Origin of the sequence: Bradyrhizobium sp. Arg237L, assembly GCF_029990105.1 — a bacterium.
GTDB lineage: Bacteria > Pseudomonadota > Alphaproteobacteria > Rhizobiales > Xanthobacteraceae > Bradyrhizobium.
This window is the reverse complement of sequence record NZ_JAQMIL010000009.1, coordinates 138,912-155,280: the sequence shown is the minus strand read 5'-3', so window position 1 is coordinate 155,280 and position 16,369 is coordinate 138,912. Positions and strand designations below refer to the sequence as shown.

Genomic DNA, 16,369 nt, shown 5'->3' with positions numbered 1-16,369 from the left:
AAATCGATCAGTGGCTGGAAGCGGCATAGTCGGCATTGGCCCCGGGCCGCCGGCCTGGCCCTTTAGGCCAGGCGCGGTTGCAAACATGGCACTTCGCCGCCTCCGGGCCGGGCTTCAGCCCAATGGCCGAATGTTCTGGTTCATCCGGAAGAAGTTTTTCGGATCGTACTTTGTCTTCAGTTCCTGAAGACGCCGGTAGTTTGGCCCATAGGCGGCCGAAACCGCGTCGCCGGGCTCATCGTCGCCGAGGTAATTCACATATCGGCCAGCGGCAGCAAAGGGCTCCATCGCCGCATATGTCTCACGCGCCCAGGCGATGCACTGGTCGGTGATTGCCGGCTCGGTCCATTGAGACAATACGATGAAGTTGTAGCCGTTCGCTCGATGCGGGAAGGCCGTATCCTGGACGCCAACCCGCGCAACGGCACCGTGGATGTGCTCGAGCAGAAGCTGCCCCATCGGACTCGGACAGCGCGCGAAGCACTGGATCATGGTGTCGATTGCATCATCGCTCAACTGTCTCAGGAAGGTCGATTTCCAGTAATTGAATGCCCCCTTTGGATAGCCGGCATCGAGCATGCCGTTGAGGTCGCAGTAGGTCATCTGACCAACCGCATCCAGTATCGGAGATCCGAATTGCTTGAGTGGCGATACCGCCTTTTCGCCGGCGTCAAGCGAACCACAGTGACTCGTCACCATCGCCGCCAGCTTGGCGCCGGAGCCATCGGGCGCATGAGTGAGGGCGGCGAACAATGTCTGTTCATCAGGCAGGGACGCAGTGCTTTCGCGGAAAAATCTCAGCACATCGCGGGCGTGGTCATACGGGTACGCGAGCAAGCCGCCCGTGACAGTCGGGCCTATCGGATACAGCTGATATTCCAATGATGTTGCCACGCCGAAGTTGCCGCCTCCTCCGCGCACGGCCCAAAACAGGTCGGGCTCTTCGTCCTTGGCGGTCCGCATGGCTTTGCCCTCGGCGTCGACGAGGTCGACGGAGCAAAGATTGTCGAGGGCGAGCCCATACTTGCCCATCAACCAGCCCAAACCGCCCCCGAGAGTGAGCCCCGCGACCCCGGTGCTCGAGACAACGCCGCCCGTCACTGCGAGGCCGTGCTTTTGCGTCTCCCGATTGAGATCGGCCCAGGTAGCCCCGCCCTGCGCGCGAACCGTTTGGTTCTTGAGATCGACCTGAATCGCTTTCATCGGCGCCAAGTCGATCATAACGCCGCCATCGGTCGTCGCGCGTCCTGCCACATTGTGGCCGCCGCCGCGAACCGCCACCTCGAGGCCCAGCTCTTGCGTAAGCTTGATCGCCTCGGTCACGTCTGCCGGGTTATGGCATTGCACGATCAACGCCGGGCGTTTGTCCACCAGCCCGTTGTGCACCCTCCTTGCCTCCTCGTAGCCTGCATCTGCGGGCTTGAGGAGTTGCCCCGTGAAGGTTTTGCCTAGTTTGGCCGCAGCAGCGGCAACAGATCGATCTGCCGTCATGGCGCTCTCCTTCGTTTCAACCAAAGTTGTCCGCGCCAGGCTACACTGAACAAACGCAAAGAATTCACCTGACGCCGCTTTTCCTGGTGCTCGCGATTCGCGAATTGCAAACGTCTGCGGCCGAAATGGCCGTTCTCCAGCTACAGAATTATTTCAGCGTTGGGCGAACGGGCTACGCTTGTCACTTCCCCGCTTCATAGACGCCATTGGTGCAGGTGGGTCTTGACCGCTTTTGGCCCGCAGCCGTCGAAGGATTCAGTCACCATCCACGTCGGCTGGGGAAAGACTGACGAGCTTCCGGCACCAAAGGCACTTCCAAGTCCGGCCTGAGCTAAACCGCGCTTCAGCTCTCACCATATCCCATATCGGTTGTCGGAGGTAGGCCGAGAACTTGGGCGCAGTCAGACAGCCTTGCGCTTTGAACAGCGAAACAATCACAGACGCGCGCAAGCCCAACGGCTATGGGGCGCAACACTGTTAACTGGAATGCCCGCAGGTAGGGCGGCTGGTCTCTCCTTATCCGCCGAAAAGCTGAATTGGTCCTCGGTTGTGCACCAGACAAATTACACCTAGATTGCGATTTTCAAATTCCCACGAGAATGGGAAACCATTGGAGTTGCAATCTATGTTGCGGGCTTCTCGCGGAATTGCGATCCATTTCCTCTACGTAATGGCAATTGTGACGGCGTGCGGGCCGTCGATTGCATTTGCCGGTGAAACTGAATCGAACGGCAGTGCGCGGCCGATTTCTTGGCGGCTCCGACCCGACGTGATTCGTCAGGCGGAGGATTTGGCCAAGGCCAACAAGCCGGCCGAAGCCGAAATGCTTTATGAGAAGACCCTACGGGATGCGGAGCAAGCGCGGGGGCCGCAGAGTTTCGAAGTGTCCTATGTCCTTGAATGGCAGGCTATTTTTTACAAGAGCCAGCAAAAATACGACGAGGCCCGGAAGGCTGCCGAGCGAGCGCTGAATATTCGCGACCAGGTGTTCGGACATTATAGTGTGCTCACGGCACGGATGCATTCCCTGCTCGGATCTATTGCGGTCTTGCAGCGCCAGTTGCCCAAAGCAGAGCAGCATTTCAGCGCAGCACTCGAAGTCACCGACAATCGCCTCGGCACCGAAGCTGTTGCCGCCTATGCCGCACACGAACTCGGGAAACTATGGTGGGACAAGATGGATTTTTCCAAAGCTGAGGCCGCAATGAAGCAAGCGGTCGCGCTGCGGGAGAAAGTGTGGCCAGCTGACGAACTCCAGGTGGGCCACGCGCTCGCGTCTCTGGGCATGTTGTACCAGGATTTGGGTCGCTACGGCGAGGCTGAAGGCGTGTACAAGCGAGTCATTGCCATACAGGAAAGAAAAGCTCCTGCAGATGAGCTTGGCCTCGCGCTATGCTTGGTGTACCTCGGAACGAACTACCGCATGCAAAGCCGCTTTGCCGACGCGGAACCGCTGTTGCGTCGTGCCCTGTCCATCCGCGAAGCGCGACTCCAGCCCAGCGATCCCGCGATTGGAGAAAGTCTGTACCATCTGGGTGCCCTCTATCGTTGGCAAGGCCGCTACATCGAAGCGGAGCCCCTCTTTCGGCGCTCTCTCGCCATTCGTGAAGCAGCATTTGGATCTGGGGAACGCCATCCTCTTGGTGACATGCAGGCCTTGGCGTTGACACTCGACGGTCTCGGTCGCTTCCCCGAGGCAGAACAGATGTTGCGCCAGGTACTGGCAGGCCGAGAGAGACTCCTGGGACCTAATCACTATGAAATTGCCGACACCTTGGTCAGTCTGGTACGGGTCTTGCGCAGACAAGGCCGTTTTGCCGATGCGGCACAACTTGCTGACCGTCCGCTCGCCATCTACCAGAAGGCCGTTGGCCCTGACCACATCTACGTCGTGCGAGCCTTGTTGCCGCTGGCAATGATCCATCAGGATCGTGCGGAGTTCGCAGAGGCTGATCGGCTCTTCCGCCGGGCCCTCGCGATTCGCCAGTCCACATTTGGAACTAACCATACCGAGGTGGCGGACAGTTACGCGGACCTTGCTCGTCTCGCGATGGCCCAGCGTCAATTCGAGGAGGCTGGTGGATACGCGTCGAAAATGCTGGAAATCAAGGAGAAGTGGTTTGGCCCGGACAATGTCGCTATCGTGCCGGCACTTGAGGCGGTCGCTGAGCTACGCATCATAATGGGGGACGCCGACTCCGCGGAAGTGTTCCTTCAACGGGCACTCGCAATCTGCGAGCGCGTCGTGGGGACGGATGCTGTTATTGTCGCCGACACATTATCCAGCATCGCGGAAGTTTATCAAATGCGCCGCAAGTTCGGCGACGCTGAGAAATACTACGCGCGCCCGCTCGCGATTTATCGCAAGGCTCTTGGCCCCCGTCATCCGGCAGTTGCAGGAAGTCTCGGTCGGCTCGCATCGCTCTATATCGCCATGGGGCGGCCAAAGGAGGCCGAAGGACTTTACGACGAAGCAAACGGGATTCTGGTAAGCGCGCTTGGTGAAGACAGCCCCGCACTCGCATGCATCATGAACAACAAGGCGCTTCTGCTACTTCAATTGGGTCGGACCGACGAAGCTGAAGCGCTCTTCACCAGGGCGATCGGGTTGTTGCGCTCCGGCGCCGGGACAGAAACCCCAACGTTGGCAATCCTGTTGAACAATCTCGCTGATTTGCGTGAGCATGAAGGGCGTCAAGCAGACGCTGACAGATTGCGCGAGCAATCAAACTCAATAAACGCAAGAATTTTCGGCAAGACCGCTGCGCCAATCGTTCCGGCTGCTCTGTTGCCATTGTGGACGCAGGACCTTTAACTTTTGTCATGTCCGGCATTAGGAGCGACCTGGCCCCTGGAGTCGCCAGAGTTTGCTTCCAAACGTAAAGCGAACCAGTGTTCACGCGTTGCTACCGGCACAGCTACGGGTCGTAGGCTCGCGCCAGATCTTCCGCCTCTCACTACGGAAATATTTCTACCCATCTGAATTCGGTTACGGTCGAAACATTGCATCTTTCCTGAACTCAGCAGACTGACCAAATGTCTGTTGAGGATCAATGTGACTTGCGTTCTAGCTCGGCTCCCCGGCCGGACCGGATCGTCACGGCGCGCGAGTGTAGGGCATCAGGGTCCGCCGGACTCCGAATTGCATTTGACCGGTTCGGTTTGATCTCGAAGGCACACGCGGACCAGACTGTCTTCCCCGAACTTGGTCAGTCGCGTGGTGTGGAGTTATTCAGATATGACGATGCGATGTTTCGTCGGTAGCCGAATTCCGATGCGTAGAAATATTATCGTAGTGACAGAGGAAGACTTGGGGCGCGCTTGATCGCTCGCGTACTCCTCATCTGGGGCCGCGCAGCGTCGTAATCGTTCGATTTGACAGGAATGCCCGCAATGAACAGCAACGATCCATCTCGATCAACCGGTGACACCTTGGACACAGCTATCGTCGGCGCCGGGGTTGGCGGCCTCTACGCCGCGTGGCGCCTGCTCGGTTGCGGCCAGCCTCCCGGCGGCATTGCCGTGTTCGAAGCCTCCGCGCGCGTCGGCGGTCGCCTATTCAGCGTGACCATGCCGGGGACTACCGGCATCGCCGCAGAATTCGGCGGGATGCGCTTCCTTTCCAGCCACACGCTCATCACCTCGCTCGCGGCAAAATTCGGTCTGAAGATTCGCGAGTTCACCACGGGCAACTCGGAGAGCATCTTCTATTCCCGCGGCAAGGAGTGGCGTGCCGGCGACATCGCAAAGAAGCAACCCCTCCCCTACAGCCTGCGCCCGGACGAGCTCTATCTCGATCCGTTCGAATTGATCGTCAAAGCCGTCCAACGGGTGATGCCTTCCATGAAGCACCTTTCGCCCGATGACTGGGTGAAGATGAAAGAGTCGCTCACTCTCGACGGCTTTCCATTGATCGACTGGGGCTTCCGCAATCTGCTTGGCCGATTCCTATCGGATGAGGCGCTGCAGTTCATCGAGATGGGGATTGGCTACAGTGCAGTCGTGAGCAACTGGAATGCCGCCGACGCATTGTCGCTGGTGGTCGAGTATACCAACAGCGCCACCGAGAAAACCCTGGTGGACGGCATGCAGGCCTTGCCGAACGCGCTTGCGGCCGCCATCGTGCGCGAAGGCAGCACGCTTTATCATCAGCACAGGTTGGTATCACTGCGCGGTCCGGCCCAGACAGGCGATGGCCTGCACGAACTCGTCTTTGCAACGCCTGAGGGACCGCGCGCCGTTCGTGCGCGCCGTGTCGTACTTGCGCTGCCACGCCGGGCGATCGAACTCATCGGCGACTGCGCCGCGTTGAAAGAACCACGCGTTGCAGCTCTGCTTGCAACCGTGACGCCGCGGCCGCTTGGCAAGGTCTTCGTCGCCCATGAGCAGCCCTGGTGGCGTCCGCTCGGTCTGACCAGCGGACGGGCGACGACCGACCTGCCGATCCGGCAGATCTATTATTTCGGCACCGAGCCTGACCGGCCGGCAGGCGCGACAGGCCACCTGACCATGGGCTATTTCGATCGTCCGCAGCTCGATTACTGGGCCGGCTTGCGGCGCCTGGAGCAGCCGGCCGCCAGCGGATTCACCGTGCTCGATCCTGATGGCCCCGTGGCGACAGAAGTCCGCCGCCAGATCGGTGTCGTGCACGGGCTCGATCAGCCCATGCCAGCACCGCTGTCGGTCGGCTTCATGAACTGGGAAGAAGATCCGTACGGTGGCGCCTGGCACACCTGGAATCAGGGCGTGAAGAGCTGGGAGCTCATGAAGACAATCGCCGCGCCGGTGCCCGGAATGGCGCTGCACATCGTCGGCGAGGCCTGGTCGACCAACCAGGGATGGGTGGAGGGAGCGCTGGAGACTGCGGAGGCCGTGGTGGGCACCTTGACGCGCATACCCGCAAACTGAGGCCCCTACCTCGGGATGCGATCTGCCGGAAGTGCATAGCCGCGGTCAGGCCACCTTTAATAGGCTGAAGAGCAAGAGGCGGAAGGCTCGCTCGGATGCGCTCGCTGCACGGTGCGCTCCGAGAGGTGCTATGTATTGCAATCGACATCAGTTCGAGGAAGGGAACAGGTCATGAGTATCCGAAGGACCCTTTGGATCGGCGTACTTGCGCTGTTCGCAGCCGTGTTGGTGGCGGCCGGACCACCGGCGGCCGCGCAGCAGCAACGGCCGCCGAACATTCTTGTCATCATGGGAGACGATGTCGGCTGGTTCAACGTCGGCGCGTATCACCGCGGAATGATGTCCGGCAAGACGCCAAACCTCGACAAGCTGGCGTCCGAAGGCATGATGTTCACCGACTACTACGCCGAAGCGAGCTGCACAGCAGGGCGCGCCAACTTCATCACTGGCGAGTTACCAATCCGCACGGGGCTAACGACTGTCGGTCAGGCTGGTGCCGATGTTGGCATCCCGGACCAAGCCGTGACGCTCGCCACCGTGCTCAAATCGCTCGGCTACTCAACGGGGCAGTTCGGCAAGAACCACCTCGGCGATCTCAACAAATATCTGCCGACGGTGCACGGCTTCGACGAATTCTTCGGATATCTATATCACCTCGACGCGATGTCTGATCCGTACTGGTACTCGTTCCCCGCCAACCAGGACTACTACGACAAGTATGGCCCGCGGAGCCTGATCCACAGCTACGCGACGGATAATGACGACCCCACCGAGATGCCGCGCTGGGGCAAGATCGGCAAGCAAAGGATCGTCGACGAGGGGCCGCTGCCGCCGTTCCCCGACATGTCGAACGTCCCGAATATGCATGATCTGCCGTTCCTGAAGCCGAAGTACGACATGACCACCTTCGACGAGGTGCTGGTCAAATCGTCCAGTGACTTCATGGATAAGGCCAAGCGCGACGGCAAACCTTTCTTCGTCTGGCACAACACGACGCGCATGCACGTCTGGACGTTCCTGTCGAAGAAGTACAGCGCGATGCAGAACAACGACACGAACTACGGTCTCGAGGAAGCCGGCATGGCGCAGCTCGACGACAGCGTGGGCGCCCTGCTCAAGCATATCGATGACATCGGCGAAACCAACAACACCATTGTCATCTTCACAACGGACAACGGCGCCGAGGTGTTCACCTGGCCGGATGGCGGCATGACCCCGTTCAAGGCCACCAAGGGGACCAGCTATGAAGGCGGCTTCCGCGTGCCGGCCATCATTCGCTGGCCGGGCCGCATCAAGCCGGGGTTGGTCGAGAATGGAATCTTCTCTGGGCTCGACTGGTTCCCGACACTTACCGCTGCGGCGGGAAACCCGAACATTACCGACCAGCTTCTCAAGGGCGTGACGCTGGAAGGCCGCACCTACAAGAACCACCTCGACGGTTACAATCAGATGGATCTGCTGACGGGCAAGGGTCCCTCCGTCCGCCATGAGATCTTCTATTTCGCCGGTCCGCTTCTCGGTGCGCTTCGCCACGATAACTTCAAGTTTCAGTTCTTCCAGCAGCCACACGGGTGGCCGGGCGAGAAGGACACCACCGATATGCCGACCATGGTCAACATCCGCCAAGACCCGTTTGAGCGGACGCCGTCAATCCGCGGCGAAAGCCTGAACAATATGGGCGGAGGTTACATGAATGATTTCATGGCCCGCGAATTCTGGCGCTTCGTGCTTGTTCAGCAAGAGGTTGCCAAATTGGCGCAAACGGCCATCGACTACCCTCCGATGCAGGCGCCGGCGAGCTTCAACCTTGAGGCCGTGAAGAGAGAGGTCGAGGAAAAGATTAAGGCTTATCGGGGCCAGTAGTCGGCCCTGTTCTTCAACACGCGGGCGCTCTCCAGAGAGCGCCCGATAGGTCTGCAGGTATCACCACCACGACGTTGCGCGGCAGGCCTGGCTTCTGGGTAAAGGTCGGCGATGCCGAAGTCATGATGCGGTCATGAGAAAAAAATGAGATGAGACCGCGAGCACGTCTCGCGCATGGTTGGCGAGAGCCCGCATTCCTCCCTGCGCAGCTACAGGTCTATGTTATTTGCTCGCTTCGCCAGGGCGGCGCTCAGAAGGCTCTTGAGCTGGGAGAGCGTGGAGAAATGCTTTGACCACGGTGGCGGCGTTGTCCGAAGCCAGGTGTTCGAGCTCATTCTCCGTGTTTTCGCCGGCATCGCCGCCGGCCAGATCCGACAAGCCTCGGAAGGCTATGAAGGGGATGTGGTTCGAATAGGCCACGTGGGCGACTGGCGCACTTTCATTGTCGACGAGGTTGGCCTTGAAGGTGTCATAGATCCACTTGCGGAATTCGGCATTGTCAATGAACGCCGGGCCGGAGACGCCGGCGCCTCCAATGACGACACGGGGACGCGTGGTTCCGCAGACAGCCGGCTTTAAGCAGGCCTTCAGCTCGACTTTCGTCGCGACCGAACGCGCGGTCTCCAGCATGGTCGGATCGACGTCAAACCAGAAGCGCTTTTCCGGCTCGCGCTCTCCCGGATGAGCAATTCCTACCGCACGGGGGAAGATCATGCCGTAGTTCGGCAGCGTCTTGCCGAGCCAGTTCGGTACCGACCAGCCGGCCCCGGCTTTCCGGGCAAAGACGGATTCGAGATATTCAGACCAGCGGTCGGCCACGACGACATCCCCTGCTGAAAGACTGGGGTTGATGCCGCCGGCAATTCCGGAGAAGACGATGCGCCTGATCTTGAAATGATCAATTGCGCCCTGCGTGGTCATGGCCGCGTTGACCATTGACACGCCGCTGAGGAAGAGAACGACATCTTTTCCCTCGAGTTGACCCACGATGTAAGTCGCGTCCGCTATGACCTCCGTCCGGGTCGCGCTCATTGCATTCTTGAGCACGCGCCATTCGGGGGTGTATGCCGAAATGATGGCGATCCGCGGCGTAGGGTCCACCTGTTCCGCCGCGGCTGCACGATCCGTCAGCAGAGTCAATGAGGCCAGCAAGAGTGGTGCAAGCCATAAAGCATTCCGCCATCGTGGCCGACTGGTGGATGCTTTCCTATCCGATCTCGAAGAGAGTTTTTTCACGGGAGCGCTACGGACAAGTCTGGAGGCAGCATAAAGGGAGAATGACGACCCGCGCAGGCTCTCGCATCGAGCGACGCGGGTACGTCTTGTTCTGCTTTGGTCGCGGATATCTCCGGGGCCTCAGCGGTCGCTGGCGTTAGGCTCGGTTGTATAGCGATCGGCTTTGAAGGAGCGAGGCCAGGGCACCAGCATCGCGACTCGCTCCCGGTACTGCCGATACTGATCGCCAAACAACGCAATCAGATCGCGCTCCTCCAGGCTGGCGCCAAAGAAGATGTAGGCTGTTGCGACGGCTGCGAATAGAAAGTGCCCGGCCGTCATTGTTGGCGTCGACCAGAACGCGATGATGAAGCCTAGATAGAGTGGATGGCGTACCAGTCTGTACAAAAATGGAGTCTTGAAACGAGAGCCGACAGCGCTGGCGGCTGGATTTGCGAACACCTGTTTCAGTCCGAACAGCTCAAAGTGGTTTATCTGGAAGCTGGCGAACAGCACGATGAACCAGCCGAACAGTGCCAGCCCTTGCAGCGCCATGGCGGCGGTCGGATCCGCAACGCTCCAGATTATCGCGGGAATCGGGCGCCATTGCCAAGCCAGCAAGATCAGGGCCAGACTGGCGAGAAGGACATACACGCTTCGCTCGATTGCATTTGGAATGAACCGGGTCCACCACTGCTTGAATGACCTGCGGGCCATCACGCTGTGCTGGAGAGCGAAGAGCGACAAGAGCAGAAGATTGATGATCACCGCCTCGAGCGTTGGCGTGGCGGGCCCTGAGTCGATATCTTTCGGCACGACCGCGCCGAAGACGAAGCCGATCATATAAAGAATTGTGCCCACGAAGATTGCATAGGCGATCAGTCCGAAACAGATTGAGACAATTCGGGCCATTTTTGCTCCTTTTTCAGGGGGGGAGATGTTCGATCATCTCGCACCGTGACCGAGTAATCAGCGCAAGCAGGAGTGTTCTGACCGGGTAGCTCGTCATCTTCACCTGCTCGCATCGCCAACGATGGAGAGGTGCGGTGACGGCGCTGTTTCATTTCTGTTTTAAAGGGTTGCAGACGTAATATTGGTCGTCGCACACCTTCTATTCTAACACGTTTTCTGCGCAGATAAGTCTACGCGATCTGCGTAAACTTGATCGCTATGCGAACCGGCGTCCACGCTCGGATCAGGTCCGAGGGCATGCCTCGCTCGAAAACGCTCTGGGACGACGATGGATTATGCGACGCTTAGCGGCACATCACGTCGATGGCACCGTTGACGAGGGCTTCCAATTCCTTGCGCGAGACACGGGCGCGCGCGCGCAGCGCGATGGTGTGGAGCGTGGCGGAGGCGAGTTGCGCGAGCGCGGTAACGTCGGCCGCCGGCGATAGCTCGCCCTTTTCCTTACCGCGGCGGAAGCACGAGGCAAAAGCCTTGTCGAGCTCGACGAAGCCGTCGAGCGCCAAAGCGCGGATCTCGGGATCGGCGACCGCGTCGGAGGCTGCCGTCACCACCGTGAAGCAGCCGCGCGGAGAATCGCCGGAAAGATAGATATCGAGCGCCACCGCATAGATGCGCATCAGCCTTTCGCGGATCGGCAACTCCTCCCGGAAGATGTCGACCATCGCAGCGCGCGCATCATCGCGGTAGCGCCGATAGCTCTTGATGTAGAGCTCGCGCTTGTCGCCGAATGCTCCATAGAGGCTCGGCCGGTTCATACCGGTCGCGGCACTGAGGTCGTCGAGCGAGGTCGCGGCAAAGCCGCGCTTGCGGAACAGGTCGAGCGCCTTGCCGAGCGCGACATCGGGCTCATAGGCGCGCGGCCGGCCGCGCCGCTTCGGCTCAGCGGCGTCAGCCTTTTTGCCAGCCGGTGGTTTGGCAGCAGATGGCAGCTTCTTCTTTTTTTGTACCATTTCGCAGAAAATTCCTTGACCGAAACTATACTATGCAGAACAGTACAAAAATCAACACGAGGCCCGGCTGCCGGGCCGAACCGCCAAGGAGGCATCCATGGAGCTTTATTTCTCGCCGCTCGCCTGCTCGATGGCGACCCGCATCGCGCTGTATGAAGCGGGCGCAAGCGCCGACTATCTCGAGGTCGATCCGAAAACCAAGGCGGTGCTGAAGGACGGCTCGGATTTCACAGAGGTCAATCCGCTTGGCCTGGTGCCGACGCTGCGCACCGATGACGGCGCGGTGCTGACCGAGAATGCCGCGATCCTGCAATATGTCGCGGACCGCTTCCCGCAGGCCAATCTCGGTACCGGCGCCGGCATGGAGCGCAGCCGGCTGCATCAGTGGCTCTGCTTCATCGGCACCGAACTGCACAAGGGCCTGTTCGTGACGCTGTTGGACAAGAAGGCGCCGCAGGACGCGAAGACCTATGTGGTGGAGAAGAACCTGTCGCGGCTCGACTATCTCGAGAACTATCTGCAGGGGCGCGAATACCTGCTCGACCATTTCAGCGTCGCGGACGCCTATCTCGTCACCGTCATCAACTGGACCATGGCGACGCCGCCGGTCGAACTGGCAAAATGGCCGGCGCTGACGGCCTACTATGAGCGCCTGCGCGCACGACCTTCCGTGGCAAAAGCCATCGCGGAGGAGTTCGAGCTCTACAAGGCCGAGATCGCGCGCCACAAGGCGGCGGCGTAACACGCACCCGTAGCCCGGATGGAGCGAAGCGTAATCCGGGGTTGTCGCAAACGCGGATACGGCAGTCCCGGATTGCGCTTCGCTCCATCCGGGCTACAAGGTTGGTGCTGCGATCAAGCCACATCGGCCTTCAACAACAGCCGCAGCGCTTTCGGAATCGGCTGCGCCTTGCCCTCACTAATGAAGGCGACGCGCACCTGCGCTTTGACCAGCACGTCCTCGCCGCGCCGCACTTCCTGCGCCAGCGTGATCGAGGCGCCCTTCACCGCGACCGGCCAGGTCACGACGTCGAGCACATCGTCCATCCGCGCGGGCCTTAGGAAGTCGAGCTCCATCGAGCGCACGACGAACACAAAGCCCGACGTCTCCACCTCGGTCTCCGCGAACAGCGCATGCTGCTCGGCGCCCATCAGCCGCAAATGGTCGGTACGGCCGCGCTCCATGAAGCGCAGATAATTGGCGTGATAGACGATGCCGGAAAACACTGGTTTGACGATGTCGCAATTGGGTCGATGGACGGCCAACGCGTGAACGAGGAGCAGATTTATCTATGCCCCTCCATAGCAAGCCGCAGCGCCTTGGGAATGCGCTGCGCTTTTCCGCCTGCGATAAACGCCACGCGTACACGCGCCGTGACTAGGAGATCGTCTCCGCGCCTGCATTCCTGCAGCAAGGCAATTGACGCGCCTCTCACTTCTTGTGGGAGCGTGACGACATCTAGCACGTCGTCCAAAATCGCAGGCTTTAGAAAATCGATTGTCATCGAACGGACAACGAAGGCAAAGCCGGGAGCATCGTTCCATGCTTCTTCGAGCAGCGCTTGCTGATTGGTTCCGAGCAGGCGCAAGTAATTCGTTCTGCCGCGTTCCATGAACCGCAAAAAATTTGCATGATAAACAATCTTGCCAGAATCGGTATCTTCAAAATAGACGCGGACCTGCATGTGATGGCGTCCGCCACGAATTTCGCCGTCAAGAGAGGCTGTCACGGTGCGGTTCCTTTGTTGCGCTTTCGGGAACAATTGTCTTGCACAGAGGTGCTTTTCTGAGCAAGCGCCAAAAATCTTGAACTTGGCTCCTGCAGCCGGAAGCTCCAGCGCCCCGCCGGGTGAATGCAGCATGCAGTGCGCCCGTCATTAATAGCGTCGCCGGGCTGCTCCCGCACCACAAGAAAGAACCGCCTGAACGGCACGCACTACCAAAGTCCCCGCTGTCTGGGTTAATGCTCTGGATTGCTGCGTGGGCCCCGTAGCGTCGAACCACGAAGGATCGACACATCCCTTGCCGGCTCCGCTGCTCAATCAGGCGAAACGCCACTCGCCTGCCCTGCGAGCTCGGCCTTGTCGATCTCGGCCTCGCTCACCGCGGCCGCTCCTTGGGAGTGCGCAGCGTCCTGGTAGCCGGCGAGCTCTGCCGCACTCCCACCGTCTAGCGCCAACACCTCACAGTTGTCTATATCGCTGACGGGCAAGACCATAGTCGAAGCGGATTGCGCACGAGGGCAACTGTGTTGAGGCGAAGCTGCTTGCCCCCGATCGATACCGCGCCAAATCGGCGGCGAAGGTGTGACCCCCGTCTTCAAAGGTCTACGGGAAGATCTGTGATGAGATGGTGTTACTACAGCGTCGCCATTAATCCTAACGATCGCGTCGCGAGCGTCGCAGCGAAGAAAGAACGCCGCCCCACTCAGCGAACCAAGATAGCTCGCAAGGTCCAAACGGTTCACTTCACCCTTAGGGAGTGGACCCATCACCAGCGACCGGCTAGATTTCGCAGTCGGCTTTCCGGTTGGTAATCGTATGCGGGTCGCCGACCTATACCTTGATCACGTTAAGCAATAATCATCCGCACGCACTAACAGCGAAGGTTTTCGAGATGCGGGTCGAGGTTGATGAAATTTGACGCCGCGTCTCGAAGCTCTCGCGCACAATGCCCCCCAGAACACGACTTCGACCTTAAATCCATTCTCAGCGAGTTCAAGCAGCGTCGGCACATAATCCCTGTCACCAGCAACGAGAACGAAAAGATCCTCGTCCTTTTCTCCTTGCTTGTAGGCATCCTTCGTCATCTTGGTCGCTATAGCGGTATCGATCCGTCCGGGAGTATCTCGACACTCTGGAAGCCGGGATCATGCTCAAATGGAGGGTCAAGCGGGATAACGATCCGAAGTCATCACGCTCTAACGACGGCAACGCCTCACGGTATCGACCAGCGATAGTCGCGCGGTGACATGCCGACGTGCTGGCGAAAGCGCCGCGCACAATGGCTTTGGTCGGAAAAGCCGGCCGCCAGCGCGATCTCAGAGAGTGACAGATCCGTCTCCGACAAGAGCTCCATCGTCCGCTCCACTCGGCGGCGAACCAGATAGTCGTGTGGAGTAAGGCCCACGGACTGCTTAAAGGCGCGGACGAAATAGCAAACTGAAAGATTTGCGAGTTTGGCCAGCGCTTCGACGCTGATCCGCTGCTCGATGTGCGCATCAATGTATTCGCGCACTCTCCGCAACACCCTTGGGGGCAGGCCGCCCCGGACATGGGGACCGGAAGGAAGGGCGATTGCCATGTCAGCCGAGCCAACCGTGAAAAGTCGCAACGGCGAGACCTCCGGACATCCATCTGTAGCCAGCGCTTGCAACCTCCACACTGAAGACTCGTTTCTTCGTTCATCCAGCGCTTTGAACATCTCGCGTTCCCCTGTTAGATCTTTTCTTGCCACTTCTGTAGCGAATACGAGAGACCAGCCGTTCTGCGAAGGTCGGCCCATTGTTGAGCGTGTGGGCGAGGATGATTAACTCGCCACCCGGCGCCAATCGTGCATGGGTCTGATTGTCTCACACCTTGGTGTGAGTACGGGTGATCCTGCCACCCTCGTTCTTGCAAACGATCGGGGCGGTGGCGCCAATCGAATGATCAATTCGAACAAGACTTGCATGTTTCATACAAAATGCTTGCGGAGCGATCGGGCGATGCCCTCGCTGGTCGCCCCCTCATTGTGGACGGGCGGCCGGAGATTCGATGACGCGGCACGCTTTTCTGGCCATCGATCATACTTTCGTGTGATGATGCCGATGGCCGGCATCATGGTATTGAGTGTGATCCTCCTGCCGGGTGGATTTGAGATGCCCCAGGTGTCAGACGAGCCCCCTCTCGTTCACATCGTCGATGACGACGACTCGCTGCGCGCTGGACTTGCCAGCCTGCTTCGCACGGTCGGGTTGACTGCACGGACCTATGGTTCAACCCAGGAATTTCTGAGCGCGGAGCGACCGGAACAACCCGGCTGCATTGTGCTCGATATCCGCCTGCCGGGGGCGAGCGGACTGGATTTCCAGGAAGAGCTTACGACGCTCGGGATACGCTTGCCGGTGGTACTGATGACCGGCCATGGCGACATTCCAATGACCGTCCGCGCCATGAAGGCGGGCGCGGTCGATTTCCTTCCAAAACCGTTCCGTGACCAGGACATGATCGACGCGGTAACCGCCGCCATCAATCGCAATCGGTTGCAGCGCGCGAGCGAAAGCCAAGCGGTTGCCGTCGTCGATCGCTATGCGATGCTTTCGCCACGGGAGCGCGAAGTCATGGCATTGGTCACCGCCGGCAAGATGAACAAGCAAATCGCCGCAGATCTCCGTCTGAGCGAAGTGACGGTCAAGATCCATCGCGGCGCCGCAATGCGAAAGATGGGCGCCCGTTCGCTGGCCGACCTTGTTCGAATGGCGGACGCACTGAAGAGCCGATCAGATTGAGGGAAGCTCCGGAGAACGATCAAGCAACAGCGCGCAATGCCGGGTGGAGATTGGCTTGAGGTCGGCTCGATAGGGGCTGCAGCATGGCGAACGGACATCTCATTTCGATCGTGGACGATGATCCGTCCATGCGCGACGCACTCGCGAGCCTCATCCGATCGCTTGGCCACGATGTTCGTGCGTTCGCCTCCGCCGAAGAGTTCCTCGCGTCCCACGAGCTCGAGCGGTTTTCCTGCGCAATCACCGACATCCAGATGCCCGGGATGAATGGCTTCGAACTCAAACGGCAGCTCAGCTTACATCATGGCGCCGTGCCCGTCATTATGATCACCGCGCGCGCCGAGCCGGATCTCGAAGAAAGGGCGATGTCGAGCGGGGCCGCCTCTTTCCTCCGCAAGCCTTTTGAAGCAGAAACTCTGGTCGGTTGCCTCGCACAGGCGCTGGAAGGTTGGCCTAACGCGCGTTAGAGCATGATGACTTT

15 protein-coding genes are annotated in these 16,369 nt (G+C 59.6%); 6 read left to right on the top strand and 9 right to left on the bottom strand.

Annotated elements, in window-relative coordinates; translation table 11 throughout:
• Positions 1 to 114 precede the first annotated feature (114 nt).
• The gene (locus OZ411_RS08095; protein ID WP_282527501.1) at positions 115 to 1,491 is read right to left on the bottom strand and encodes an FAD-binding oxidoreductase; all 1,377 of its coding nucleotides are present in this window, start codon (positions 1,489 to 1,491) and stop codon (positions 115 to 117) included.
• 625 nt (positions 1,492 to 2,116) lie between these two features.
• Here OZ411_RS08095 and OZ411_RS08090 point away from each other — a divergent pair.
• The 3 genes from OZ411_RS08090 (at position 2,117) to OZ411_RS08080 (ending at position 8,262) form a co-directional block, all read left to right on the top strand.
• The gene (locus OZ411_RS08090; RefSeq protein ID WP_282527500.1) at positions 2,117 to 4,306 is read left to right on the top strand and encodes a tetratricopeptide repeat protein; all 2,190 of its coding nucleotides are present in this window, start codon (positions 2,117 to 2,119) and stop codon (positions 4,304 to 4,306) included.
• 617 nt (positions 4,307 to 4,923) lie between these two features.
• Positions 4,924 to 6,399, top strand: coding sequence for an NAD(P)/FAD-dependent oxidoreductase (locus OZ411_RS08085; RefSeq protein WP_282527499.1), 1,476 nt, complete (start codon positions 4,924 to 4,926; stop codon positions 6,397 to 6,399).
• 171 nt (positions 6,400 to 6,570) lie between these two features.
• Positions 6,571 to 8,262, top strand: a complete 1,692-nt coding sequence (locus tag OZ411_RS08080) for an arylsulfatase (protein WP_282527498.1) — start codon at positions 6,571 to 6,573, stop codon at positions 8,260 to 8,262.
• Positions 8,263 to 8,484: 222 nt separating this feature from the next.
• On the opposite strand, the gene OZ411_RS08075 is transcribed toward OZ411_RS08080, so the two are convergent.
• The 3 genes from OZ411_RS08075 to OZ411_RS08065 all read right to left on the bottom strand — a co-directional run bounded on the left by OZ411_RS08075 (position 8,485) and on the right by OZ411_RS08065 (position 11,399).
• Entirely contained in the window at positions 8,485 to 9,414 is a 930-nt protein-coding gene (locus OZ411_RS08075; RefSeq protein WP_282527497.1) for a 5'-methylthioadenosine/S-adenosylhomocysteine nucleosidase, read from the bottom strand.
• A gap of 204 nt (positions 9,415 to 9,618) precedes the next feature.
• On the bottom strand, positions 9,619 to 10,389 hold the full coding sequence (gene mddA / locus OZ411_RS08070; RefSeq protein WP_282527496.1) for a methanethiol S-methyltransferase: 771 nt from the start codon (positions 10,387 to 10,389) through the stop codon (positions 9,619 to 9,621).
• A gap of 344 nt (positions 10,390 to 10,733) precedes the next feature.
• A complete protein-coding gene (locus tag OZ411_RS08065) occupies positions 10,734 to 11,399 on the bottom strand; it encodes a TetR/AcrR family transcriptional regulator (protein WP_130580174.1) in 666 nt (221 codons plus the stop codon).
• Positions 11,400 to 11,496: 97 nt separating this feature from the next.
• Between OZ411_RS08065 and OZ411_RS08060 the strand changes: the two genes are divergently transcribed.
• Positions 11,497 to 12,141 (top strand): glutathione binding-like protein, encoded by a 645-nt coding sequence (locus tag OZ411_RS08060; protein WP_282527495.1) that lies wholly within the window; start codon positions 11,497 to 11,499, stop codon positions 12,139 to 12,141.
• Between the two features lie 113 nt (positions 12,142 to 12,254).
• Here the strand turns inward: OZ411_RS08060 and OZ411_RS08055 are convergent, their stop codons facing one another.
• From OZ411_RS08055 to OZ411_RS08035, 5 genes are all read right to left on the bottom strand, one after another.
• Positions 12,255 to 12,683, bottom strand: a complete 429-nt coding sequence (locus OZ411_RS08055; RefSeq protein ID WP_282527518.1) for a YbgC/FadM family acyl-CoA thioesterase — start codon at positions 12,681 to 12,683, stop codon at positions 12,255 to 12,257.
• A gap of 2 nt (positions 12,684 to 12,685) precedes the next feature.
• Positions 12,686 to 13,129 (bottom strand): tol-pal system-associated acyl-CoA thioesterase, encoded by a 444-nt coding sequence (ybgC, locus tag OZ411_RS08050; protein WP_282527517.1) that lies wholly within the window; start codon positions 13,127 to 13,129, stop codon positions 12,686 to 12,688.
• A 308-nt stretch (positions 13,130 to 13,437) separates the two neighbouring features.
• Entirely contained in the window at positions 13,438 to 13,581 is a 144-nt protein-coding gene (locus OZ411_RS08045; protein WP_282527494.1) for a hypothetical protein, read from the bottom strand.
• Between the two features lie 384 nt (positions 13,582 to 13,965).
• Positions 13,966 to 14,208, bottom strand: coding sequence for an NYN domain-containing protein (locus tag OZ411_RS08040; protein ID WP_282527493.1), 243 nt, complete (start codon positions 14,206 to 14,208; stop codon positions 13,966 to 13,968).
• A gap of 128 nt (positions 14,209 to 14,336) precedes the next feature.
• Positions 14,337 to 14,822, bottom strand: a complete 486-nt coding sequence (locus OZ411_RS08035) for an AraC family transcriptional regulator (RefSeq protein ID WP_282527492.1) — start codon at positions 14,820 to 14,822, stop codon at positions 14,337 to 14,339.
• A gap of 436 nt (positions 14,823 to 15,258) precedes the next feature.
• On the opposite strand from OZ411_RS08035, the gene OZ411_RS08030 reads away from it, so the two are divergent.
• Entirely contained in the window at positions 15,259 to 15,888 is a 630-nt protein-coding gene (locus tag OZ411_RS08030) for a response regulator transcription factor (RefSeq protein ID WP_130577851.1), read from the top strand.
• Between the two features lie 83 nt (positions 15,889 to 15,971).
• Positions 15,972 to 16,355 (top strand): response regulator, encoded by a 384-nt coding sequence (locus tag OZ411_RS08025; protein WP_282527491.1) that lies wholly within the window; start codon positions 15,972 to 15,974, stop codon positions 16,353 to 16,355.
• The last annotated feature ends 14 nt before the right edge of the window (positions 16,356 to 16,369 follow it).